The following is a 25,088-nucleotide window of genomic DNA, read 5'->3' as shown; positions in this document are numbered from 1 at the left end:
CCCGAAGGCTGGCAAACAAGGAGTTTGAGATGAAAATGAAAACGTTATAAAGCTTGCTGATATCCTATTTCTCAATAAGTTGGGTTGCGCGTTGAAGCCAGTTTTTATCTTGCGTATCAAGAAAAGGGCTAAGTGCTTGATAGACTCGTGAATGGTAATGATTGAGCCAGTCTAGCTCTGCTTGATCTAGCATTGATAAATCAAGGGCGTTGGTCGCAATTGGAGCAAGAGTGATGGTCTCAAAACCGTAAAACGTGCCGAACTCATTTTGTTCTACTTCTACAACTTTAAGAATGTTCTCTATTCTTACTCCGTACTCACCTTCGCGATACACGCCTGGTTCATTAGTAATGACCATACCCGGTTTTAGCTCAACCTCGCGGTGGCTTTGCGAGAAATTTTGTGGGCCTTCATGAACATTCAAGCAAATGCCTACGCCGTGTCCAGTGCCGCACTTGTAATCAATACCATGTTGCCATAAGACGCCGCGCGCCATGATATCAAGATTGGCACCCGTAGAGCCTTTCATGAATCGAGTCTGAGTCAGTCGGATGACCGCTTTGAGCACCAAGGTATAATCTTTGCGCTGCTTAATGGTCGGTGACCCGAAGTGGAAAGTACGGGTGATGTCTGTTGTCCCGCCAAGGTATTGGCCACCAGAATCGACAAGAAAGAAGTTGCTTTCATTGACCGCCGCATTACTCTCTTCATCGGCGGCATAATGCATTTTTGCCCCGTGAGCTGCGAAGCCTGCGATAGTGCGGAAACTGTCACTCACATAATGTCGGGTTTGACGGCGATAGTGGTTCAGTTGTGCCTCAGCAGACAATTCTGTAACGAATCCGCTTGGAACTTGCTCTTCTAGCCAGTTCATAAACCTTACGATTGCCACACCATCATCTGTTAATGCCTGCTCTAGGCTGGTTAGTTCGGTCTCATTTTTTATGGCCTTCATTGCCGTTACAGGGCAAGCCATTGGTTTTAGATTCACATTCCGTTCAATCGAACTCACCAATAAGCTGTCTGTGTGGGTAGGGCTAAAAGCGAGCGATAATCCCTCACATTGCTGATTCAAATACTGACTTACGTAGCTGTAATGGCGAATGTGTACACTCTGCTCGGTCAGTGCTCTTTCAACTTCTTGAGGCAGTTTGGCTTTATCAATAAACAGTGTCGCAAGTGATTGCTCTACGATTAGATAGGCTTCAGAAACTGGGCAGTAATTAGTATCACCACCTCGAATATTCATTGTCCACATGACATCATCTAGCGTTGACACTAATAAGCTATCTACTTGGTTCTCGGATAACCAAGAACGGATTCTTGCTAACTTATTTTCTGTGTCAACGCCAGCAAAAGCGGTGGGATGCTCGAATACGGGTGTACTTGGGCGAAGTGGTCTTTCAAGCCAAATCGGTGCGAGTAAATCCAGGTCGAGAATGATCTTAATACTTTTCGCTTCAAAGGCATGTTTGAGGCCTTGATAAAAAGCGTAACTGATGGCGCGCCCGTCAACTGCGACAATACTGTTTTCTGGGAGCGTGGTAGCTAGCCATTTGGCAATTGTCGGCGTTTCTGGTTGTTTGGCTTTAAACAGTTCCAACCCTGTGCCGTGTAACTGTTCTTCAGCTTGAATATAGTAACGACCATCAGTCCACAGGCCACCACCTTGTTGGGTAATGACGACATCGCCTGCAGAACCGGTAAAACCTGAAATCCAGCTTCGCGCTAACCAATGATCCGCTGAGTATTCACTGTTATGTGGGTCATTGTTGGTCACGATATATGCAGACACGTTGTGAAAGGACATTGCCTCACGCAATAACGTAAGGCGTTGGTTTACTGAGTTAGTATTGTTCATTAAATGGTTCCTAAAGTCATATTTGAGCAATAGATATGATGCTGCTCCGAGCCTGTTTTTATTGGGTTCTGTTGCCCGCATACTTCTGTGGCTTCTGGGCATCGAGTACGAAAAACACAACCGCTAGGTGGGTTAAGTGGAGAAGGAAGATCGCCGGGCAATAGTTGTATTTCACGGTCACGTGCTAATTGCGGATTAGCTATCGGGACAGCAGATAACAGTGCTTTGGTGTAGGGGTGCTGTGCATCATCAAATACTTTATCGTAACGTCCTACTTCCATAGGTTTACCAAGATACATCACCATAACGCGGTCGCTGATATGGCGCACCACGCTTAAGTCATGCGCAATCATCACCAGTGTTAACCCCATTTCTTGTTTAAGATCATCTAGAAGATTGATGACCTGAGCTTGTATGGAGACATCTAGCGCACTAACGGGTTCATCACACACGACCAAATCTGGATTGAGAATTAATGCTCTGGCAATGCCCACACGCTGGCATTGACCTCCGGAAAATTCATGTGGATAGCGGTTTCGCTGGCTCGCCAAGAGACCCACTTTATCCATCATAGCGATGACACGCTTTTCTACCTCTGCCTGTTTAAGCTTTGGCTCGTGGGTGAGCAGTGGTTCGGCGATGCATTCTGAGATGGTTAATCTCGGATTCAAACAAGCGGATGGGTCTTGAAACACCATCTGAAATTCTCTGCGTCGAGAGGAAAGCTCTTTTTTACTAAACCCGAGCATGTCTTGACCTTTCCAAGTCAACTCGCCATGTGTAGGTTCAATTAAGCGAAGTAAGGCGCGTGCAAGTGTTGATTTTCCGCAGCCTGATTCCCCCACAATGCCAAGTGTCTCACCTCGGTAAACATCTAAGTCGATACCATTGACCGCTTTCACGATTTTACGTCGACTTGGAATAAGATGACGTGAAACAGGAAAGTGGACGTTTAAATCACGAGCAGACATGAGGACTTCTTTTTTATTCATAACGCCTCCTTAAGCTTTTATTTGAATGGGAGTGATAACACTGGGTGCTTTAACGTGACAGGCAATGGACTGGCTCGTGTTTAATGGAGAAAACCGTGGGGTTTCGTATTGGCAACGCGTCTCTCGATGCTCGCACCGCTCTTTAAACGGACACCCTTGATGGTTAATCAACGCACTTGGTGGGTTACCTGGGATGGTTGGTAAACGCGGCATATCTTCAGTGATGGAAGGAATCGCCTTTAGCAGGCCTTGAGTGTAGGGGTGCGCAGGTTGAGCGAACAATGTCTCGGTATCTGATTGCTCCATTTTTTGACCACCATACATGACCAATACGCGATCACACATCTCGGCGACGACGCCCATATCGTGAGTGATCAGTAAAATAGCCGTATTGAACTCTTGTTGTAAGTCTCGTAATAGCGTCAAAATTTGAGCTTGAACGGTTACATCTAACGCGGTGGTTGGTTCGTCTGCAATTAACAACTCGGGCTTACACAACAAGGCCATCGCTATCATGATTCGCTGACGCATTCCGCCAGATAATTCGTGAGGGTATTGATTCATCCTAGTTTCGGGAGAGGGAATACGCACCGCATCCAACATGTGAATCGATTCAATTTTTGCTTGTTTTCGGGTCATTCCTTTATGAATCATGAGAACTTCACAAAGCTGTTTGCCAATTTTCATAAATGGGTTGAGTGACGTCATCGGATCTTGAAAGATCATTCCGATTTTCTCTGCACGGATGCGGTTGAGCTGCTTTTTAGACATCGCGAGTAAATCATCACCGTGGAACATTGCGCTTCCAGACACGGCGCCGTTATCCGCGGTTAACCCCATTAATGCGAAAACAGACTGGCTTTTTCCCGAACCTGATTCCCCAACAATCCCAAGAGTTTCGCCCGCTTTAATCGAGTAGGAGAGATTACTGACCGCTTGCACTTGCCCATCTGGCGTATCGAAGCGCACGTTCATGTTTTCAATAGATAGCATGGGTTTGTCCTTATCGGTCTTTCGGGTCAAGAGCATCACGCAAGCCATCGCCGATGAAGTTAAAACAAAAGAGGGTGGCAACTAAAAACAGAGAGGGAAAAAGCAGCATCCACAATGCAACGTCAATCGTTTTTGCGCCTTCGGAAATTAGGATTCCCCAGCTCGTGTCTGGTGGTTGAACACCAAGCCCTAAGAAGCTCAAAAACGATTCGAACATAATGAATCCTGGTACCATTAAGGAGGAATAAACCATCACGATCCCAAGCACATTAGGCAGAACATGGCGTCGGACAATTGTCAATTTAGAAACCCCAATAGAGTGTGCGGCTTCGATGAACTCTCGCTTTTTTAGACCGAAGGTGACACCACGTACAACACGGGCAATGCCCAGCCAAGATACCATTCCGATCACGATAAAAATCAGGTAGATGTTGTTGCCAAAAAGGGTAACAAACAGGATAACCATAAACATAAATGGCACCGAATCGAGCACCTCAATAATGCGCATCATTACGCTATCGACAACGCCGCCAAGATAGCCGGAAATACTTCCCCAAATCGTACCAATAACAACGGCGACTAAGGCGCCAACAAAACCTACCAAAATAGAGAGCCTGCCACCTTGCATCGTGCGAGCGAAGACATCTTGCCCGAGATCATCGGTACCAAAGTAATGGCCACTGCTCAGTGAAGGTTTCCCTAGCTCGTATGGATCGATGAGCACTTCCCAGTCAATTTCATCATGGCCAAAAGCGGCAAGAGAGGGGCCGAAAGTGATGCATAAGGTAATGAAAGCCAAAACATACACTGATGTCATCGCGGCTCTGTTTTTACGAAATCGAGTCCATGCATCCTGCCAAAGACTGCGACCTTCGACGGCTTCAATATTGTCGACGACTTGATCTTGAAGAGCTTGTGTATCCAGTTTTTTGATCGTTAACATACCGGACTCCTAAACGCGTATACGAGGGTCGATAATCGTATATAGCAAGTCGACCACAAGGTTAAAGAAGATAGTGAGTGAAGCGACAATCAGAGTAATGCCCATTACTAGGCCGTAGTCGCGGTTGAGAGCCCCAGACACAAAGTGTTGTCCCATGCCACCTGTACCAAAGAAAATGTCGATAATCACCGAGCCTGTCACAACAGACACAAACGCAGGGCCGAGCATCGCAACGACGGGAATCAGGGATGGTCGCAAAGCGTGATGGAATAAAATGTAGGTTGTGGACAAACCTTTGGCTTTTGCCGTTCGAATGTATGGTTGGTTGAGCGTTTCAATCATTGCGCCACGCATGACGCGTGCAATACTCGCAATGGAGCCAATCGCTAAGCTGAGCACGGGAAGAACAAGAAAAGCCAGCTTTCCTCCTTCCCAACCACCAGCAGGGAACCAGCCAAGCTGAATAGCGAAAATCATGACTAAAACCGGAGCAAGCACGAAAGCCGGAACCACAACTCCAGTCATCGAAAGTGTCATCAGGCCGTAATCTAGGCGGCTATTTCGGTTCAATGCCGCAATGGTGCCAAGCAACATGCCAAGTGGAACGGAAATACAAAAGGAGAGTACGCCTAATACTGCTGAAACTGGCCATGATTGTGCGACGAGCTGTGTAACACTGAAGTCTTGATAAACGAAGCTCGGACCGAGATCTCCTTGTATGAAATTACCAATGTAAATCCAAAACTGAGTAAGGAAGGGCTGGTCCAAATGGAATTTTGCTTCGATATTCGCACGTACCACTTCTGGCATAGGCCGTTCCATATCAAATGGCCCCCCTGGTGCAATGTGCATCAGCCAAAATGATACGAGTGCGATGAATAGAAGCGTGGGGATAGCGATAGCTAATCGCTTAACAATGTACCAAATCATGATCCATCATCCTTTGGTCATCCGAAATCACTTCGAACGGTTATGAATAAAAAATGGTCTGAGCTCAGGTTGCCTTCTCCACCGAGAGATATGAGGAACGGCAAGTAAACATTGAACTTGCCGACTCAGACCGAAAACATGCTTTTAGTGGGCTTTTACATAGACATTCTTGCGGTAGTACGACGACTCAGGGTTTGTCAGTTCGTAGCCGCCCACGTAAGGCTTGATGAGGTATTGATCGTTACCCGGACGATAAATAGGAATAATGGCCATGTCTTCAATCAGCATGCTTTCTGCTTGTAGATACAGTTCTGATGGGTTGCTCATGGTCTTTGAGCGAGCCATTAACTCGTCGTATTGCGGGTTGTTATAACGAGAATCGTTGTACTCGCCACTAGAAACGAAGATATCCAACCATGTAGAGGCTTCATTGTAGTCAGCCGTCCAGCCGCCGCGAGTAATGTCGGTCGGCTCTTTAAGTGCGTAGAACACTTTCGGTTCTAGCTGTTTTATCGTGACTTGCGCACCCAATCGGCTTTTCCACATGCCTGCCATGGTGGTTGCCATTTTTACGTCCATCGAGAAAGTTGGTACGGTAAACGTTAACTTAAGCGGATTGCTTTTATCGTATCCAGCTTCTGACAGTAATTGCTGCGCTTTTTCGATACGTTTATGGCGGTTCCAAGTTGCGAACTCAGGAGTGTGAGATTTAAAACCATCTGTTTGAGGTGGCACAAGGGTATACATTGGAACCCCACCGTTTCTCAAAATAGCACTTGTTAACAGTTGACGGTCAATGGCATATGAGAGGGCTTTACGAACCCGCACGTCTTTTGTTGGCCCTTGTTGAGTGTTGAGGTAATAGAATGTGGAGCCAAGAGACGCACTGGTGCTTGCCACTTCTTGTAGGCGTTGTTGAATTAACTTTTTCTTCTGAGCGGCAGGAATGGAAACCGCTTGGTCTATCTCACCAGCTAGGTAGCGGTTTAGCACTACGTTTGCATCACCAATTGGTAGCCAGGTGACTTTTTCCAGCACTACATTGCTTGCGTCCCAATAATGTGGATTTTTAACCATCACCAGTTTTTCGTTAACTTTCCATTCAGAGACAGTAAACGCACCATTTGTAACGATATGCTCAGGCTGGGTCCAACGGTTGCCATGTTTTTCGACGGTCGCTTTGTGAACGGGTGCAAGTACGGGATGACTTAATAGTTTCGTAAAGAAGGGAATAGGCTCTTCGAGTGTTACCTGGAACGTTTTTTCATCCAGCGCCTTCACGCCCAAAGACTCAGGCTCGGCTTCGCCCTTCATAATCGCTTGCGAGTTTTCGATATTTGGAATGGCCGCAAACCAAGCGTACGGTGAAGCAGTGTTTGGATTCAGTAAGCGTTGCCAGCTGTAGACAAAATCTTGTGCAGTGACCGTTTCGCCATTTGACCATTTTGCATCACGTAAGTGGAAGGTATAAACCGTATTGTTGTCATTGACTGACCAAGACTCAGCAACACCAGGAATGGTTTTACCTTGCTTATCTTGAATGACCAGACCTTCAAACAGGTCTCGACCGAGATTAAAAGCGGGCTCTGCGGCTTGCTTGGCTGGGTCAATAGAAGTAACTTCAGCCCCATTGTTTAGCGTAATTTCTTGTGTCTCATCGAGGGTCACACCTGAGGGATACGGCGCGGCATAGCTTGATGTTGCCAGTATTGGACTCATCATCGACGCTAATAAAAGCAACTTAGGTAATTTCATCCTTGTCTCACTCTTTTCATCCTGAAAGATGCCAAAAATGTATATTGTATAAATTGTCTACACAATCGAGTTTTAACATTACTGTAACAGGGTGTCAGGTGTTGAGCTGTCTGGTCTCAAAAAGTGAGCTAGGGGAATTTCTTTGAAGATCTGATATCAAGTTGGCATGACGGGAAGTAATTTTGCTTCGATACAAATTAAAATCCCCTTCAAGCACAGGCTAGAAGGGGAAGATAGTCAGTCTGCTCTTCAAAAAGCACGACGTTAACTGACTAGGAAATGTTTCACGAACTCAGTGATTTTGACCATATCACTTACCGCGATAAACTCTTCTGTCGTGTGTACTTTTGCCATGCCAGTTGAAAGATTGACCGTTGTGAGACCTTTCTTGTTAAAGTTGTTGGCATCGCTACCGCCGCCAGTGCCTTTTGTGAAGGCGTCAATTCCCAACTCTGAAAACGCTGCTTTTATAGCGTTTACGTGCGGGTGGTTTTCTTCAATAACAAAAGCGTCGTAGGCTCGGCTAGATTCAATGTCGACTTCTGCACCGTGTTTTTCACAGACAGACTCTAATGTTGAGATCATATGATTGACCTGAGCATCTAGTTTATCGCCATTCAGGGAGCGTGCTTCTGCCACGATTTTTAATTCAGGCATAACAATGTTTGTGGCCTGACCGCCATTCACTATACCGATGTTGGCTGTCGTTTCTTCGTCGATGCGAAGCAGCTTCATTTGGTTGATGGCATCTGCCGCCACCATGATCGCACTGATGCCTTCTTCTGGCGCAAGCCCTGCATGTGCTGGTCGACCTTTGATTGTTGCCACGATTTTTTGCTGGCCTGGGGCTGCGGTCACAATAGTGCCAATAGGGCCACCCGTATCTAACACGATTGCTTCCGTTGAAGTGACGTGTGACATATCGAAGTATTGTGAACCGAATAAACCGCCTTCTTCATACACGGTGAAAGCAAGTTCTAACGTTTTGTGCTCAAGGTTTTCCGCTTGAATACAACGAACGGCTTCCATGATGGCAGCAATACCAGATTTATCATCGCCACCAAGAATCGTATTGCCTTTTGAACGGATAACGCCGTCTTCGATGATTGGCTCAATGCCAATGCCCGGTGTGACTGTATCCATATGACAGCTCATTAGGATAGAGCCGTCTTTTTTGCCGTCTAAACGGGCGTACACGTTAAAGCCGTTAGAAATGTGCTTAGGTACTGGAAGCTTGTGCACGGTAAAGCCTAGGTCGCCTAGCTGCTCTGCCAGTGTTTCTGCAATTTGTTTTTCGTTTGTTGATTCGCTATCGATACGTACCAGTTGGCAAAAATGTTCAACTAAGCGTTCTTGATTGATGTGTGTCATTAGATGTCTCTTTTTCTGATCGAGCGTGAAGCCTTGTGGCTCGGCTCGATAGGGAACAGAGCACCACTTATGGCACAGTTACTTTTAAATAAAACTGAGGTGAATCAATAAAGGGGTATCCATGACACGATTCTGACCGATGAGCCTTTCGAACTGTATGAAGCGTCACGAAACATTACTTTTGATGTTTTGCAGGAGCAAATGAATAAATCGGATAGAGATAGGGTGCAATAGATTTTCCATACCCTTTTACTTTTTTGAGTTACGTTGCCAAGATAAAATGCCAAAGTAACAACTTGTTTACATTTTATGTGTTGGCGTAAAGCCGAAAATATCAATCTAATATATTGAAAATAAGCAGTTTATTTGATGTTTACGAAAGTAGATTCGACGCGCCTCCTGTGTGTAACATATATTTTACAATTATGCGTAAAAATCGCCAAGGTAAAGATTTCTCCCCACGTATTCCAATTTCTCAAGACCTGCGCCAAGTTAGAAAAATAAGTCCAAACAAAAGCTACTGAGACAAGGAGAAAGTCATGGTTGATGCATATAACCCACTAGGAACAGACGGATTTGAGTTTGTTGAATATACCGCTGCTGACAACAAAGGCATTCAACAGCTTAAAGATCTGTTTATATCGTTAGGTTTTGCGGAAATTGCAAAGCATCGCTCAAAAGAAGCGTGGTTATATCGACAAGGTGACATTAGCTTTATTGTGAATGCGCAGCCGCATAGCCAAGCTGAGGGATTCGCCAAAGTTCACGGTCCGTCGGTTTGTGGCATGGCATTTCGTGTGAAAGACGCCACCGTTGCTCTGGCGCATGCGTTAGAGAATGGCGGTAAAGAATATAAAACGGAAATTGGGCCGATGGAGCTTAGCATTCCTGCTATTTATGGCATCGGTGAAAGCTTGCTTTATTTTGTCGACCGTTATGGAAAGCAGAGTATTTATGATGTCGATTTTCGTTTTTATGATGATGCTGATGAGCGTTTATCAAAAGCGAATGTTGGTCTTTACGAAATCGACCACTTAACGCACAACGTTAAGCAGGGCAACATGGATGTCTGGTCAGGTTTCTATGAGCGCATTGGTAACTTCCGCGAAATTCGTTATTTCGATATCGAAGGTAAGCTGACTGGTCTTGTCAGCCGTGCGATGACCGCACCTTGCGGCAAAATCCGAATTCCTATCAATGAGTCGTCAGATGATAAATCGCAGATTGAAGAGTTTATCCGTGAATACAATGGCGAAGGTATTCAACACATCGCATTGACCACAGACGACATCTACGAAACGGTCAAAACCTTGCGTGAGCGCGGCATGGACTTTATGCCAACGCCAGATACTTATTACGAGAAAGTCGATCAGCGTGTTGAAGGCCACGGTGAAGATGTAAGCAAGCTTCGTGATTTGCAGATTCTTATTGATGGTGCACCAACGAAAGATGGCATCTTGCTACAGATCTTTACTCAAACCGTTATCGGCCCTGTGTTCTTCGAAATCATCCAACGTAAAGGCAATGAAGGCTTTGGCGAGGGTAACTTCAAAGCGTTGTTTGAATCGATAGAAGAAGACCAAATTCGCCGAGGAGTATTGAGCGATGCATAAATGGATCACATTCCCTCAACGGGAGGGAGTGTGCTCTAAACAAGCGCATGCTGACTTCCCGGAAGAGGCAATTTATGAACGTGAGGCAGGTCGAAGTGGCTTCTTCGGCCCCGCAACACATTTTCATCATCAACATGCCCCAACGGAGTGGTCTGAGTGGGAAGGCGAGCTACGTCCACGAGCATTTGATTTTAATCTAGTCGAGAAAGCTAGCCATATTACCCCTTGGGCAGTCCCACATCTATTACATAACACGAATTGTAAAGTTCGTGTCTGGCGTATGGATGAAAAAATGGACTTCTTGGTGAGAAATGCAGATGGCGACGAACTGCTATTCATCCACCAAGGTACGGCAGATCTCTACTGTGATTATGGTCATTTGAAAGTGAGCGAAGGGGATTATGTCATGATCCCGCGCTCAACGAGCTGGCGTTTAGAGCCAAGCGAGCCGATGTTCATTCTGATGATCGAAAACACCGATGCGGCTTATACATTGCCCGAAAAAGGCATGGTTGGAAACCACGCGGTGTTTGATCCGGCGGTTCTAGAAACGCCGTCGATCAACGATCAGTTCCGTGCTCAATATTCTGAAAATCAAACACAGGTTCAGGTGAAACGCCACGATAAAGTCAGTGTTATCACTTACCCATTCAACCCGTTGGATGCGATTGGGTGGCATGGTGATTTGGCGGTAGTAAAAGTGAACTGGCGTGATATTCGTCCACTTATGTCACATCGTTACCATTTACCGCCTTCTGCACATACTACATTTGTAGGAGCAGGATTTGTGGTGTGTACCTTCGTTCCTCGTCCAATTGAAAGTGATCCTGGAGCGCTCAAAGTACCGTTCTACCACAACAATGACGATTATGACGAAGTCTTGTTCTACCATGCAGGTGATTTTTTCAGCCGTGACAACATTGAAGCAGGCATGGTGACATTCCATCCAGCAGGATTTACGCATGGTCCTCACCCGAAAGCATTCAAAGCAGGGCGAGAGCATAAGAAGACTTTCACCGACGAAGTTGCGGTCATGATTGATACGCGTCACGCACTTCAGTTTTCGGATGAGCTGGAAAAAGTAGAAAACAAAGAATACGTCTATAGCTGGCAAGAGAAGTAAGAGGCAAGGATGAAATTAGCAACCAAGAAAAATAGCACTCGTGACGGTTTGTTGATGGTCGTGAGCAAAGACTTAACGCGCTGCGTACCAGCGACAGAAATTTTCCACCCCATGAACTTAGCACCGACGATGCAGGTGGCACTTGATAACTGGGATACGCTAGCACCGCAACTGGAAGAGCTATACGTTGCACTGAACAATGGCACGGTTGCAGGGTATGAAGAGTTTGAAGCGCACTACTGCGAGTCGCCGCTTCCTCGCGCTTATCAGTGGGCTGATGGCAGTGCTTACGTAAACCACGTTGAGTTGGTTCGAAAAGCTCGCGGCGCTGAAATGCCAGAGAGTTTTTGGACCGATCCGTTGATGTACCAAGGAGGCTCTGATGCCTTTATTGGTCCTTGTGACAACATCGAGTTTGCGAGTGATGAATGGGGTATTGATTTCGAAGGTGAAGTGGCTGTGGTAACTGGTGACGTACCAATGGGCGCGAGTGTTGCAGAGGCTCAGGAGTCGATTCGTTTGATCATGCTGGTGAATGATGTCTCACTACGTGGGCTAATTCCCGCAGAATTAGCTAAAGGGTTTGGTTTTTTCCAATCTAAACCTTCTTCTGCGTTTTCTCCTGTGGCAGTAACACCAGACGAACTAGGCGATGCGTGGTACGAAAACAAAGTGCATTTACCATTGGTCTCGACCTACAACCACAAGCCGTTTGGTCGCCCAAATGCGGGTATCGATATGACGTTTGATTTTGCAGACTTAATTGTTCATGCGACTAAAACGCGCCCGCTATCTGCTGGGGCAATTATAGGTTCTGGCACGGTATCTAATAAGCAAGGCACCGAACATGGCACTTCGATTGAGGAGGGTGGCGTTGGCTATTCATGTATCGCGGAAGTTCGCATGATTGAAACCATTCGTGATGGCAAGCCGTCGACTAACTTCATGTCGTTTGGAGATTCAATCAGATTGGAAATGTTCGATGCGGGTGGCAACAACATATTCGGCTCGATTGACCAACAAGTTAGCCAATATCTCAAGCACTAACAATGCTGGTTGGGAGACGATATGAGCGATAGCATGATTTTATACGGATACTGGCGATCATCGGCGGCGTATCGTGTGCGTATTTGCTTGAATCTTAAAGAGCTATTGTATGATTCAAAATCGGTACACTTGGTGCGCAATGGTGGCGAACAACACAGTAACGAGTACCATGAGTTAAACGCTTCTGAACTGGTTCCTTTGCTGGTGGATGGGGAGGTTCAGTTAACCCAGTCACTGGCGATCATTCAATACTTAGAAGAACACTACCCGGATGTCACTGTGATCCCCGAGCAAACGCCGCTTCGATACCAAGCGCTAGCTTTGGCTCAGGATATTGCAATGGAGATTCATCCCCTGAATAACTTAAGAGTTCTACAGTATTTAGAGGGGGAGTTAGCTTGCGAGCCAGAGCGCAAAGTCGCTTGGATTCATCACTGGATCCACAAAGGTTTTACAGCATTAGAAGAGAAACTTCAGAAGCATCGTAAACTAAATGGTGATTGCAAGTTTAGCCTGACAAGCTCGCCATCTATTGTCGATATTTGTCTGGTACCACAATTTTATAACGCACAACGCTTTGGTGTAGATACCTCTCTTTATCCAACCATTAACGCTGTTGTGCAGTCATGCAATCAACTGCCCGCTTTTATTGATGCGATGCCAGAGAATCAGCCAGACGCTAATAGTTGATTCTTAGCATACATAATGTATTAACAAAATTTAAACGAGCCAATCCAAGTGTGTGATTGGCTTGTTTTTATTGGTGAGCAAAATTTTCTGTTTCTCGCTATCGTCGTGGCGCCTCAAAATTGCGAGGTTTTGTTGCTCTGCATAACATTTCCATTTACGCTTTGAGCAACGAGTTGTTTTGGATGCACTTTATTTATGACCAACATTTTTATCATTGTTGTTCTTCTGGTTTTATTCTTCTTTGTTATTCAAAAGTACGTGATTAAGCACGATGACACGCGTGATTATCCTTATCGCTCGAAAGGCCCTCTGCTCAGAGGTCAAGAGGGTGCGTTCTATAATGCGTTAAGAGCTGCGGTCGGGGAGCATGCCGTAGTATTCGCGAAAGTAAACATGTCCAGTTTGGTTACGCCAAAAGAAATCAAAAATAAGAAGCAGTTTTTTGTCGCGAACAATCGTATATCTCGAAGCTATTTTGATTACGTTATTTGTGACCCAAGGACACTAGAGCCGCGCGTTATCGTTGAATTGGATAATGGGCAGGAGCTAAACAAGGGTAAGATAGAAAGACAAAAGTTATTGATTCATGTTTGTAAGACGGCCAACCTGCCTTTAATTGGCGCCTCGGTAAAGCACAGTTATCAAGTTGGGCGATTACGTCGTTTGCTTGCGGCACACATTGATTTGATTGAGCCTGATAAAGAAGTGCGCTTTTGCAAAAAATGCGGCAGTCCGATGATCATTAAAACCGCAAGCCAAGGTGAGTTCAAAGGGAGACGTTTCTTTACTTGTAGCCGTCAGCCGAATTGTACATACACCGAAAATTATAACGTTGTGTTTGAGGCGGACGACTAAACACGGCAATTAACCTGCAGAAATAAGGGGCTTTGATTAGAGATGATCAAAGCCTTTTTTGTATCTGTCCTCAAGGCAAGACCTATACTTTGAAAAAGAGTGCAGAATAGGGCAGCCATATGCGATACGGATGGATTTTGTCAGCATTGTTCATCGCATCTAATGTTAGTGCGATACCTAATTTGAAACCACTAGAGTGTGAATTGACAGAGACACCCCAAGATCATTTCTTGTTTTACCGAGAGCAAATGGTTTACCACAGTGAGCAGTTTGTCATATTTCAAAACTTCAAAGGCAGGGTGAGCACTCAAGTGGATGTTAAAACAGGAGAGTTGATCCGTACAACCTATATCGGCGAACCATTTAAACCTAAATATCAGATTTTGTTTGGTACTTGCCCTAAGGTATCGCAAACCTTACAGATTTGGATGCTCAGTGAAGTGCCTTACGACAATTAAGTGAGATAATAAAAGTTATATAGATCACACTTTTAAACCCTACAGGCCCAGTTCTTGTCGATAAAATCATCTGAAAACGCGTGTTGAGTTTACATTTTCGCCAAACGGTTCAAAGTTGGCAAATTTGTGCTTGCACCGTCGTTCGCTTATAGCTAATATCCTCGTCGTTCCAGAGAAATGCGTCCGTAGCTCAGCTGGTTAGAGTATCGCCTTGACATGGCGGGGGTCGGTGGTTCGAGTCCACTCGGACGCACCATTCTGAATTGAATGGTTAGGAACACAAAATTTGGGTCCGTAGCTCAGTTGGTTAGAGTACTACCTTGACATGGTAGGGGTCGGCGATTCGAGTTCGCCCGGACCCACCAAATTTTAGAAAAAGCCCACCTTTTGGTGGGCTTTTTTGTGTCTATAACTTATTGATATTCAAGTGGAATTCCTTCTTTTTTCCTTTTTATCCCCTTGTTATTACTCTGCGTTAGTACTGAGTAAAGTTCGAGGGGGTGGTAAAAAGGTGGTAAAAAACAGTAGTTTGTACAGCGCTTGAAATGGGCTATATTGCGACGCTTATGGCTGGTACTTCATGCCATTCTACGTCGTGACTATCAGTGTAAATCTGAGTGGTTCTATCACTGGCATGTGCCATGCGTTGGCGAGGGTTTACACCCATTTCATCGATGAGTTTTGCCGATAGCCTTCGGATTTCATGGAAAGTAGGGCGCTTAGCTTTTTCTACGTTAGAGTACAAACCGAGTTCGTCGCGTACTTTGGAAAATGTTTCGCTGATCATGCGACTGGTCACTTGGTAACGGTGGTCACACTGCTTAGCGATATTATTGTTTCTTGCAGGTCTACGATGCACTACGTAAGGGCAATGTAGCTTATCTGTTTTAGATAGCTCTACAACTTCTTTGATAGCGCTTGTCACCGGAATAGCAACATAAGACGTTTTAGCATTCTTAACCTTTGCTCGATGTATGTACAAGGTACCAAATACAATTTCTCCGTTCTCTGGTTTTGGAGTATCAAACCAGACAATTCCACATGTATCCGGTTTTGGTATACGGTATTTTATTCTATGTAGTTCAGCTACTGCGTGAGTCGATTGAATCGATAACCCCATCGCTACTTTTAAAAATAGAGGGGCCTCTTTTTCAATTGCTTTGAATGCTTCTATATCTAAACCCAAGCGTTCTTTCTTATTATCAGAAACATTTAGCCATTTTGGTTTTTTGTTAAACATAAAGTTTTCACTAATTGCGGATTCATCTGCTAGATAGCTAAAGCTCTTCTTTAATCGAGAAAGTTTCTTGTTATAAACCTCTTTGGATTTATCGCCATAATATGTATTTAGAAAGTCGTTCATGGTTTCCTAAGTTAATTGACTTGGAAAGCTTGTCTCCTACAAACTCATTAAGTCGAGCATTATAAGTGCGTCAATAATTTTGAAATCGTGCTTGGTATACCGCTTGTTACGCCGTGATCGGCTTAACCTGTTTCTAGCTCTTTGTTGCGCTCTAGCTGGCTGATAGGAAGGGTTGGGGCGATAGGCATTATATCGAGAGTTACGTTTAAAGTCTCGGTAGATAGTGCTCTTGTGACGCCCTAGCTCTTTAGCGATGTTGACGACACTAATGCCTTGCTTTCTAAGTGCGGACATCATATACCTTTCATTCTCAGTGCGGTGTGTGTAATTCATGGTTTTTCACTTCTTGGCGGGAGTAAAACTTATGAATAGCACATCTCACAGTTTTAAATTTCAGGGGTGTCGCACTTCGTACTTGAATCCAAGCGGTATAACAAGTTACTTCAGAGTGATTCGCAACGCACTAAGTCGACATGATATTTATAAACATTATTAAGAGGAAAAGATGAAATTTGATATGTCTGTTAATGATAACTCTGCTTCATTCTTTTATGAGGGGAGTGAAATGTGTATTTTCGTTGATAGTTTTGATAATAAAAGCTTTGATGTGAGACTAGGAAATATAAGTGAATCAGAGTTAATTGGCTCAATTTCTGCGAAAAGTGACTCTGAATTGAACTCGAAGCTTGAAGAGCTTTATCGTAGCTTTATGGAGGGGTAAACATGATTTCACGATCTCAAATAGCTGCTCTCGAACGTTCAGTGAATAAGATTTTACGTTGCCATAAATGTCATTTAAGTCATCTAAGCACTTTGTTAAAGATAGAATGAATGGCATACGTAATAATCTATTGATAATTATTACTGAGCTTAACTCTATATTTAACAGGTTAACAGTATTACATGTAGAGGTGCTTAAGAAGTTGAGTTACAATGATACTTTTAATATTAGGTGTACGGTTTCGCATATAAATATGCCTTGCGCTGTTAATAAGATTCACGTTGATGGTGATGAGCATCAACGTGAATATAGTTATTACAGTAATGAGGAAAAAAGGACTGGAAGTCAACGGACCCCAAAGAATTTCTTGTTTAACTTAATAGCGCGCTAACAAAGCGTTTAAGAGGGATTTTGCACACGTGGCATTTTTACTATGCGTCGATTTAAGTTATTAAGGTGGTATGCGTCAGCTTCGGCATTGCGTTGCTCACACCTTAACAGGGTGTTAGCTGTAATGCCAGATATTGCCTAATGTAAATTGGAGGAATAACATGAATGGAATCTTACCTGACTTGATTCAAAGCTTTGAAGAGTGCTTAAAAATGGTTGGCGGCCAAAACGATCATTACGATGTTGATGCAGCATTGGCGATGACTCTTATTTTGATGCAAAGAAAAGTTTTCAACGAACAAGAGCGCAGTATCTTGTCCATGAAATTATCCAAAAAGTGTCTAAAACGGGAAAATATATTTAATGATGTGAATGAGCAAGCTGAATTTTTAGAAATGGCCAGTTTTTATCCTGAGACAGTAAAATATTTGGTTAATAACGGAGTGTTTAATCTTTCAACTCTTCGTCTTGCGCTAGATAATTTGAATCATGAAGTACGTAAGAGTAGTGGCTATAGCTCTATGGCACAATGCGCGATGCAAACTCAAAGTAAAGCTGATAGTGCAATCATCATTCAAAACTGTATCAATTTGATAGATAGCTAACAAACTGTTTAAGAGTGATTTCCAACGCTTGGCATTTTTACTATGCGTTAATTTGAGTGATTAAGGTGCTTTGCGGTGCATCGGTTTTGCGTTACTCACCCCCTTAATTGGGCGTTAGCAGACAAAAGTAAATCAAGGAAGAGGGTACGTTATGTCTGATAAAGTAATTAAGTCTTCAACAGCTACAACTCAATTCGGTGCGACTAAAGCAGATGGGAAATTAGAACTAACGAAGCCGGATTTAATTTTTATTCCGTACAACGAAAAGTTGGGTTTTGGTCCATATCAATTAAAGCGCCAAGGCATTGCTGCCGTAGCTAAGTACTTGGGCAAAGGTGGTGGTGTAACTCCAACCAACACGAATGCATTTCGCATAAAGCTAGCCAACAACACGTGTTACGAGTTTATTGTAGCGAAGCCAGAGCAATGGATAGATGCACTCGGTGAAACTTTCAGCTAACAAACTGTTCAAGATGGATTCTCGATTTCATTACAAGGCATTGTTTTATATGTAATATTGTCTTGGTGTTACCCTCTAGGGAAACATTGAGAGGAACTGCGAAAATAACTCCTAATTGTGATTTAAATCACTGTTTGTGCTTGTTTTTGTTTCGGATCTTCACCGAATAGCCTCTAAGATCAAAATGTGCTCAAGAGGAGTAATTCAAGTTTGTGGAATTAATCTCAGGATTTAAGATAGCGCCCAAGTTTTTTAAAGTGGAGTTCAAATTCGTTAATTTGCCTCATTTCCTGCTGGCAATAAGTAAGAAACCCTTACCAGTTGCTTTCCAACTCAAAGCAACTCTTTAGTTGTTGCGTCCGTATATTCGGTTTCTTGATGAAGGAGCTACCCTCTAGCCTTTTATGCTTCATCATCTTGTAAAGTTATTGAATTTATTAATGATTAAGCACTGAGCAATATGGGTTTGTATTCGGTGTGCTCTGTTCCAATGATACTGGGCGCTCAAATAAGCGAGTTGCCATACATCAGTTAATTCATGCTCTACTAAATTAGAAAAACGCAACTCTGAACTGTGCAAAGGCGTGTCAGATGTCGACCACGGCAGACTCACCTTTGCCTCAAAATAAGTTTCACCAAGTTACAATCAACGATGCAACTTTACAAGTTTGCATCAGCTTTTGTAACCTAAAAGTGGATACCCCTACCAGATCTCACTTTTAATATAGTTCTATATATCAATACATTAGAAGTAAATGACATTTTACAAACGAAACGCCTACTTAATATTATGTAATGATTTGTGTATTGAAATTACCTAAGGACTTTTAGGCATGGACTCTTTAAGCGTCACATATTCCAGATACACCCATCGGCAACACAATCAAGATCCGTTAAAGTTTTTCATTGTTCTCATGGGTCTAGAACCATATAAAAATGATTTACATCGTGAAAATCAATCGTTAAGCCTTTTATCTGGTATTGTGTTGTACAGACATTTATCGAAGCCCGACCAAAGAAAAGTAACGAGTAGTGTGTTGAATTTAAAAAACAATCGCTTGAAGTCTAAACTCTATGGAATGATAGGCCAAATCGGCGCAAATCCATACTGGTTCTGCTGGTCACTAAGTGATTCTGAGTTAAAAAGTTATTATAATTCAAACAAGAAAATCTCTGACTTACTCAGTAGCCCTGGCTTTGATGTTCCAACGATTTCAGTCGGAGTGTTACCCGCTGGCGTATATTCTGTTTTTAATGAAGGAATGAAAACAACAGTGACCAAAGGTCTAACGAGTATCGTTAGTTCGAATAAGGTGTTAGAGACAGCGAAAAAATTGGGATTAAGAAAGCAACTTGTAGGTGAGTCAGGGCGAATGCTTGGCGCTTTTGTGATAATGATTATTGGTTTTAATGCAATGCAAACCCAAGGCATGAAAGATGCCAGAAAAGAGCTGATCCTCAGAGGTCTAATCAATCCTTCGGAGTTATAATGATTATAGCAATATTGGGTCTTTTCGGTGGGTGCACTTTACTCTTCTTTTACTTGCAAGGACTAAAGACAGAGCTAAGAGAGGGCTCATCCGGTATAGTTAAATTCAACGCTTTTCCATTCAACGTAGCGATGTTGATTGGTGTTATTGTCGGCTGCTTATTCTACATCGTGATGGCTGTAGACAGTTTGGCTGTGGTATCAGCGACGATAGCGATAACATGGTTTATCTTACGTATATTTCGCGATCGAATAATTCGTGCACTCTTAAAGGGCCTATGAACTACTATCTACCCTTTGATGTTTGCTTCGAGTTCTTAGTATCAAGTTTGAAGTGCGACACTTAGAGTAACTGCTATTTTTGAGTGTGTTAGAGTGCTTTTTGTTTCAGTGAGGTACGTACAGTGTCAGTAATTCAATTTGTCAAGTTGTGGAAAAACCATCCATACCCAAAATCTCCTTGTGATAGGGCTCATTTTCCTAATCAGTGTGCTATTCGTACGGGTTGCTCTGGAGGAAACAGGTATCGACACTTCAAGTTTTGACCAAAAATATCCTAATAGGCGCTGCTACCCTGGCTTTAAACATAGTCCTAGACACATTTTAGCAGCCCAAGAGTTAGCAAATTGGATCTCTGTTAACCCTAATATATTTGGAAATAAAGAGCTTATTAAAGAGCAAAGAGAAAATCATTAATGGGTCGGAGAGGGATTATCTTTATCAGGAATGGGTGGGGTAGTACCGATCACATTGACGTTTGGGATGGCGAGCATATGAAGGGAGGCGCCCCTGATTGGATTAATCTTGGTGATGAAGTTTGGTTTTGGGAGATAAAACAGTGAAACAAACAACTACGCTACTTTTATCGTTTGTTAATTTTTCTTCCTTAGCATTTAATCTGTCAGTTAACAATGGATCATCTTGTACTTTGTTTGAAGAGTCTACCATTTTTGAAACAAAACTAACTTCTCAATGTAATTGGGCAGTTAATGCTCAAGGTGATTTACAGACACTCAGTGTAAAAGGTAACAAAGTAGCCATTCTTCTAGGCCAACCTATATCTTCTAATCAAGCTGAAAAATGGGGGGTGAGTGTCGAACAGAACTGTTCTCTTGAATCTGTTGGTGTAATGATTGATGAGGTTTCAAAAGTAATCGCGGTCAGTAAGCCGCTTGAAGGGGCATTGTTGTGCCCGGTTCTTCCTATAGATGATGTGTTTTTCAAAAGCTACAATTGGTCTCTCTAGCCGCTATACATAACAAAGCATTTAAGAGTGATTCCCAACGCGTGGCATTTTCACTGTGTGTTGGTTTCGGTGTTTAAGGTGGCATCAGTATTGCGTTGCTCACCCCTTAACAGGGCGTTAGTCGCCAGAAAAAGCTAGCAATCAAAATCATGTTTCTAAGCTTAAATGTGTGATTCATAGAGATGGTTTCACTTTTCTTAGCTGAAGATCGAGCTTGTAATTCTGCTCTTGATACCTCTCTTTCTTGATCTCGTAGTTCTGAGATACCTCTTCAGACAAAAGGGTTTGATCAGAATCTTAGTAATCCTGTCTATCCGAGGTTAGCCCATTTAACGAGCTGTGGGGCCGTTCCTAGGTGTAGTAGTGTTGCCATTCAGCTAGCAGCAGGTCCAGTTCTTCCAACCCCACATAGACATCTATGGTCGGATAGAACTCACTTTTATCTGTTTTCTGCGAGAGTTCCATTTTACCATTCAAGTGAGGTGAACCAGGGTTATTTGGGCGAAACTTGATCCCATAAATCATGAGTTGTTTCTGGACTTTCTCAGCAAAGAATTCACGCTCTCTGTCCGTCTGAATACGCTGGATAGGAAATGGTATCTCTTCCACGACACAATCGATAAAGTCAACTGTATTTGCTGCTGTGCGCCGAGAGCAGCACCTTAGAACCCGATAGCGAGAGCAGTCATCAATAGCTGTATAATGGTAAATTCCAGGCGCTATTTTACAGGTGTTCATGTGGACTCTATCACCAGGAATTGGGCGCTCATATCTTTGGAAATCTTTTTTTCGTCGGTAAGTTACGATGAGTTTGACTGGTGCTTCGTATAAAACTTTATGGAGTGTCGCTGTGCTTAGATGTATTTGGTGAAGTCGGATTACTTTCGTTTGTATACGCCGCGCCCCTAAATTGCCTTTCTCACGCATCGTAACGATCAATGCTCTTAGCTCATCATAGAGCTTGGCAACTGGAGATGAATGAGGGCGTCTGCTCTGGCTTTCCAGACCAGCGATTCCATACTGCTTCTATCGCCTAGCCCACTTATGTAATGTTGGTCTGGAAATACTACAGCGTCGACATACCAGGCCTGCATAACCACATTCCTCATACATTTTTACCCACCGTAGTCTTTGTTGGATTTCTCTGTCCATAGACACCCAGCATAGTTGAAAGAATGTCTATGAATCACACAGTTTAGGATAAAGACTCTAAAATCTGAAGGGGCTGGTTTGTGTACGGATAGCGTCTTGGTTGTAGAGGTTTAAATTAGAGACATCCTTTAAAACATGATAGGGCCAAGCTTTGAAAGTTAACTCTAGTCACTTCGTAATATCTTGTATTTGAGGTTGAAAATCCTCCCCTATGGCTGACCGATAAATTAAATTCTTAGCTAACTCACGCATCACTTTAGTACGCATTGACATAAAATGATTTATTTTGTCTCGGTCGACACTATAAGTAATTAAATGAATCAACCCCATTCTCATGTGTTAACTTCAGTTTCTTGCGGAGTTTCTTAATATACTGTTTATCGTCATCTTTTTTGCCCTTGCAATCTCCTGGCTCAAACACATAATTAATTCGTATATCTTCCAATTGTTGATATTTTAGAGGGTGCTCGTCATTTTTCGGCGACGTGAATTACGCTGAAGCCAGTCCGTAACCACTACTAGTTCTTCATCGGATTGAGTAGTAATCAGAAAGCTAGTTGTAGATAGAATAATCAACATCTTTGGTATATTCTTGGGTTTTTCGTCGTCATTTGTGTTTGGGGTACATAGATAATTTGACTCCCTTCTGGATTATACCCTGCACAATTTCGAGAACCACAGTATAAAAATATCATACTAGTCTCATACTCTTTAGTCCGGAATGTGACTTTGTCATTTCCATTGCTTTTTATAACTGCTATCACATCATTTTCTCTAGTGACGCCTTGTTTTTCATGATTGGATATATGACAATAAAAATGAATTTTGCTAAAAGCAATCCTCAAGATACCTTTAAATATGATAGATATTTATCTTCTATTTTCGTTGGATTTTTAGTATTTAACCTAAAGTGCTTTTGACCTGCTACTTTTCTGGCTAAAAATTTTACGTATATTTGTACTGATTGATATTCTAAAAAATGAATATACAAACACGCATCCAAACGAAAGAAGCTAAAAATCTACAATATTATTTAAGATTTATATAAAACCTCATAAATAATTTCTTGGAAGCTTCGCTCTAATAAATCGCCATCAAGACCTAAGGTTCTAAAATATCCATGTTTAAATTCTGTGCTAGCACAGTATAAACATTCAGTAATTAAAGCAGTAGCTCCCGCGCTGTCAACTAACTTCATATAATTCCCTTTTAAGACTATAATGGAATATTACTTTGTGATAATTTTAATAATTAACTTTAACCACGAAGGTCGCTATTTAATTGAAAATGCCAAGCGTTTGAGTCATTCTTAAGGGATTTTATAAAAGCCGACGTATGTTTACCACAAAGGAAAATACTTTGCTATTGATGTACTCAAAGAAACAGCTATGAGAAATAGCAAACCAAACATAAACATAGGATACATGGTGAAGTTTGTTATAAAATTAAAGTATTTTTGCTCTAGGCCTAGTAGTATTAACTTTGTCTTCTCGTCTGATTTTGCTTTAACTCTTAACTGCCAAGTTTTATGAGGTAAATACTGGGAGCCATTAATCCTTACAAAGAAAATAACGAGTAAAGAAAGAACCCGATTTACCGACGGTGAAGATGTTCCCATATACGTTATTGCCAGAGTAAAAGTTAACACCCCGAACCTGTATTGAGGAAGTTAGCCCACAGTTTAAATTGTTCGCTAACTAGTGCAATGTACTCGTTTGTTCATTCTATTTTATCCAATCACGGTTTCCTCATTGTTACTCTTGAATAATTTAATACATTTCATAGCTGCTACTTGAAATTTAAGTTGGCTAAAACACTCTTAGCAGCTCTTCTTCAAACCGAAGCCCACGCAAGTCATAGTGGTCACATAAGTGTTTAAAAGATTCAGTGGCATACAGTCTTTGACAACCTTCAAGTCGTGATTTAAATAGATATCGCTTCTCGATATCCGATTCTTCGAAATAAAGTATTTCGTAACCATCTTCGATGCCATCAAGATATTTCTTCACGCAAACAGATTCGTCTTCTTGGCCAAAGGAGAGGCAGTTAAAGACATAAACTTGTTCCTCTCCGACAGTTACCAATAGAAACTCACCTTCATTTTCTAAGGTGGGTTTTAATATTTCGTAAGCACGATGGGACAGTACTAGGTATGTCATAGACCACAGCGACACATCAGGGATGTCAGCGTTAGTTCCTAAAACGTCATCGAATGAGGCGGATACATTTTTCCAAATATCTAGTAATGACGTGTTCTGAGAGCGCTGGCGGTGTATGGTCATTAGATGTTGTTTGCCTATGGCACCGAAGAGTTCCGTTGGACCTAATTGCAAAGCCTTGTAATCATGCGGCGCCTCTTTCAATTGGTAGACGTTCATTATTCATCATTCCAGTTCGGGTTTTTGCTAGAAATCATACCTTCGGGGTAAGTAGAAGTTTTTAATTTAATTTTGATATTACGAAGACGGTTAATGAACACATCTTTTTTAAGAGAGTTATTGCTTAAATTTGTAACTACCCATGCTTCATAGTCATAGCGATGAACTTTCTTATATGCTTCAGCATCTGGAGAACTCCAATATCCTTTGTTTTTCACATTTCTAGGTAACCAAACACCATTGGATGGGTCATTGATTCCAAGACCAAGCGTATGAAGGTTGCGTGTTACAAAGATCATTTCCATTTTTCGGAAATGCCCAGTTCCCATAATAATATGGTGGCTTCATGTCGTTTAGTTTGCTTGGTGTCACCGATACTGGGTAGGTATCTTGCCAAAACACGGGTAAGGTGATGAGGTTCATCCATTAAATCGTCTGGCGAAGTCACTGCGCTTCGCTCTTGATATTCTGTAAGTTATTTTGTAATGATACCGTGCATTTAAGCTACGTCTCAAGGTTTTGAGGTGTTTCAAATCTTCTTGAGAAGCTTTGAAAGATTTAGGGTTGTCTCATCCAAGTTTGATTATAAAGTTTAATAGTTGAAACCTCATATCGGTGTACAGCTAGTTCAAGTGCCATTGGATTTTGGGACG

General features: G+C 42.7%; 22 protein-coding genes, 2 tRNA genes and 2 pseudogenes. 13 read left to right on the top strand and 13 right to left on the bottom strand.

Annotation, left to right across the window (positions count from 1 at the left end; translation table 11 throughout):
- Positions 1 to 64: 64 nt before the first annotated feature.
- From R8N47_RS05460 to R8N47_RS05430, 7 genes are all read right to left on the bottom strand, one after another.
- Complete coding sequence (locus R8N47_RS05460) at positions 65 to 1,861, bottom strand: aminopeptidase P family protein (RefSeq protein ID WP_064353856.1); 1,797 nt, start codon at positions 1,859 to 1,861, stop codon at positions 65 to 67.
- Positions 1,861 to 2,853, bottom strand: a complete 993-nt coding sequence (locus R8N47_RS05455; protein ID WP_064353857.1) for an ABC transporter ATP-binding protein — start codon at positions 2,851 to 2,853, stop codon at positions 1,861 to 1,863. Before R8N47_RS05455 ends, R8N47_RS05460 begins: the two co-directional genes overlap by 1 nt.
- A gap of 9 nt (positions 2,854 to 2,862) precedes the next feature.
- Positions 2,863 to 3,846 carry an ABC transporter ATP-binding protein gene (locus R8N47_RS05450; RefSeq protein WP_017820901.1) on the bottom strand — a complete coding sequence of 328 codons (984 nt, stop codon included), beginning with the start codon at positions 3,844 to 3,846 and terminating at the stop codon, positions 2,863 to 2,865.
- 10 nt (positions 3,847 to 3,856) lie between these two features.
- On the bottom strand, positions 3,857 to 4,789 hold the full coding sequence (locus tag R8N47_RS05445) for an ABC transporter permease subunit (RefSeq protein ID WP_005377839.1): 933 nt from the start codon (positions 4,787 to 4,789) through the stop codon (positions 3,857 to 3,859).
- Positions 4,790 to 4,798: 9 nt separating this feature from the next.
- Positions 4,799 to 5,719 (bottom strand): oligopeptide ABC transporter permease OppB, encoded by a 921-nt coding sequence (gene oppB, locus R8N47_RS05440; RefSeq protein ID WP_005377838.1) that lies wholly within the window; start codon positions 5,717 to 5,719, stop codon positions 4,799 to 4,801.
- A 144-nt stretch (positions 5,720 to 5,863) separates the two neighbouring features.
- Complete coding sequence (locus R8N47_RS05435) at positions 5,864 to 7,474, bottom strand: peptide ABC transporter substrate-binding protein (protein ID WP_064353858.1); 1,611 nt, start codon at positions 7,472 to 7,474, stop codon at positions 5,864 to 5,866.
- A gap of 264 nt (positions 7,475 to 7,738) precedes the next feature.
- Complete coding sequence (locus tag R8N47_RS05430) at positions 7,739 to 8,845, bottom strand: M20/M25/M40 family metallo-hydrolase (RefSeq protein WP_017820903.1); 1,107 nt, start codon at positions 8,843 to 8,845, stop codon at positions 7,739 to 7,741.
- 539 nt (positions 8,846 to 9,384) lie between these two features.
- Here R8N47_RS05430 and hppD point away from each other — a divergent pair.
- The 8 genes from hppD (at position 9,385) to R8N47_RS05390 (ending at position 14,996) form a co-directional block, all read left to right on the top strand.
- A complete protein-coding gene (gene hppD, locus R8N47_RS05425; RefSeq protein ID WP_005377835.1) occupies positions 9,385 to 10,458 on the top strand; it encodes a 4-hydroxyphenylpyruvate dioxygenase in 1,074 nt (357 codons plus the stop codon).
- The gene (locus R8N47_RS05420; RefSeq protein WP_054577895.1) at positions 10,451 to 11,581 is read left to right on the top strand and encodes a homogentisate 1,2-dioxygenase; all 1,131 of its coding nucleotides are present in this window, start codon (positions 10,451 to 10,453) and stop codon (positions 11,579 to 11,581) included. Before hppD ends, R8N47_RS05420 begins: the two co-directional genes overlap by 8 nt.
- A 9-nt stretch (positions 11,582 to 11,590) precedes the next feature.
- Positions 11,591 to 12,628 carry a fumarylacetoacetate hydrolase family protein gene (locus tag R8N47_RS05415; protein WP_054577894.1) on the top strand — a complete coding sequence of 346 codons (1,038 nt, stop codon included), beginning with the start codon at positions 11,591 to 11,593 and terminating at the stop codon, positions 12,626 to 12,628.
- A 21-nt stretch (positions 12,629 to 12,649) separates the two neighbouring features.
- Entirely contained in the window at positions 12,650 to 13,318 is a 669-nt protein-coding gene (maiA, locus tag R8N47_RS05410; protein WP_064353859.1) for a maleylacetoacetate isomerase, read from the top strand.
- Between the two features lie 195 nt (positions 13,319 to 13,513).
- A complete protein-coding gene (locus tag R8N47_RS05405; protein ID WP_047100684.1) occupies positions 13,514 to 14,173 on the top strand; it encodes a DUF2726 domain-containing protein in 660 nt (219 codons plus the stop codon).
- 119 nt (positions 14,174 to 14,292) lie between these two features.
- Positions 14,293 to 14,631: a hypothetical protein gene (locus R8N47_RS05400; RefSeq protein ID WP_005377830.1), complete on the top strand. Its 339-nt coding sequence runs from the start codon at positions 14,293 to 14,295 to the stop codon at positions 14,629 to 14,631.
- A gap of 179 nt (positions 14,632 to 14,810) precedes the next feature.
- A tRNA-Val gene (locus tag R8N47_RS05395) sits at positions 14,811 to 14,887 on the top strand.
- 32 nt (positions 14,888 to 14,919) lie between these two features.
- Positions 14,920 to 14,996, top strand: a tRNA-Val gene (locus R8N47_RS05390).
- Between the two features lie 185 nt (positions 14,997 to 15,181).
- Here R8N47_RS05390 and R8N47_RS05385 read toward each other — a convergent pair.
- Together R8N47_RS05385 and R8N47_RS05380 are read right to left on the bottom strand one after the other, a co-directional pair.
- The gene (locus R8N47_RS05385; RefSeq protein ID WP_033905174.1) at positions 15,182 to 15,994 is read right to left on the bottom strand and encodes a tyrosine-type recombinase/integrase; all 813 of its coding nucleotides are present in this window, start codon (positions 15,992 to 15,994) and stop codon (positions 15,182 to 15,184) included.
- A 51-nt stretch (positions 15,995 to 16,045) separates the two neighbouring features.
- Positions 16,046 to 16,327, bottom strand: a pseudogene (locus R8N47_RS05380) (helix-turn-helix domain-containing protein); the annotation flags it as partial.
- Positions 16,328 to 16,499: 172 nt separating this feature from the next.
- Here R8N47_RS05380 and R8N47_RS05375 point away from each other — a divergent pair.
- From R8N47_RS05375 to R8N47_RS05355, 5 genes are all read left to right on the top strand, one after another.
- Positions 16,500 to 16,715 (top strand): hypothetical protein, encoded by a 216-nt coding sequence (locus R8N47_RS05375; protein ID WP_033905175.1) that lies wholly within the window; start codon positions 16,500 to 16,502, stop codon positions 16,713 to 16,715.
- Positions 16,716 to 17,266: 551 nt separating this feature from the next.
- A complete protein-coding gene (locus tag R8N47_RS05370; RefSeq protein WP_033905177.1) occupies positions 17,267 to 17,710 on the top strand; it encodes a hypothetical protein in 444 nt (147 codons plus the stop codon).
- 151 nt (positions 17,711 to 17,861) lie between these two features.
- Complete coding sequence (locus R8N47_RS05365) at positions 17,862 to 18,170, top strand: hypothetical protein (RefSeq protein WP_033905178.1); 309 nt, start codon at positions 17,862 to 17,864, stop codon at positions 18,168 to 18,170.
- A gap of 833 nt (positions 18,171 to 19,003) precedes the next feature.
- Positions 19,004 to 19,660 carry a hypothetical protein gene (locus tag R8N47_RS05360; RefSeq protein WP_064353860.1) on the top strand — a complete coding sequence of 219 codons (657 nt, stop codon included), beginning with the start codon at positions 19,004 to 19,006 and terminating at the stop codon, positions 19,658 to 19,660.
- 837 nt (positions 19,661 to 20,497) lie between these two features.
- Positions 20,498 to 20,905: a hypothetical protein gene (locus R8N47_RS05355; protein ID WP_064353862.1), complete on the top strand. Its 408-nt coding sequence runs from the start codon at positions 20,498 to 20,500 to the stop codon at positions 20,903 to 20,905.
- Between the two features lie 174 nt (positions 20,906 to 21,079).
- On the opposite strand, the pseudogene R8N47_RS05350 reads toward R8N47_RS05355, so the two are convergent.
- From R8N47_RS05350 to R8N47_RS05335, 4 genes and pseudogenes are all read right to left on the bottom strand, one after another.
- A pseudogene (locus R8N47_RS05350) lies at positions 21,080 to 22,057 on the bottom strand (DDE-type integrase/transposase/recombinase).
- Between the two features lie 1,033 nt (positions 22,058 to 23,090).
- Entirely contained in the window at positions 23,091 to 23,255 is a 165-nt protein-coding gene (locus R8N47_RS05345; protein ID WP_161781338.1) for a hypothetical protein, read from the bottom strand.
- Between the two features lie 610 nt (positions 23,256 to 23,865).
- Positions 23,866 to 24,435: a hypothetical protein gene (locus R8N47_RS05340; RefSeq protein ID WP_064353863.1), complete on the bottom strand. Its 570-nt coding sequence runs from the start codon at positions 24,433 to 24,435 to the stop codon at positions 23,866 to 23,868.
- Positions 24,435 to 24,764, bottom strand: coding sequence for an AHH domain-containing protein (locus tag R8N47_RS05335; protein ID WP_081248153.1), 330 nt, complete (start codon positions 24,762 to 24,764; stop codon positions 24,435 to 24,437). The genes R8N47_RS05340 and R8N47_RS05335 overlap by 1 nt, the downstream gene beginning before the upstream one ends.
- Positions 24,765 to 25,088: the final 324 nt, after the last annotated feature.

This window comes from Vibrio sp. 2132-1 (assembly GCF_033344315.1).
Note: the sequence above shows the minus strand (reverse complement) of the source record. Positions and strands in the feature narration are given on the sequence as shown.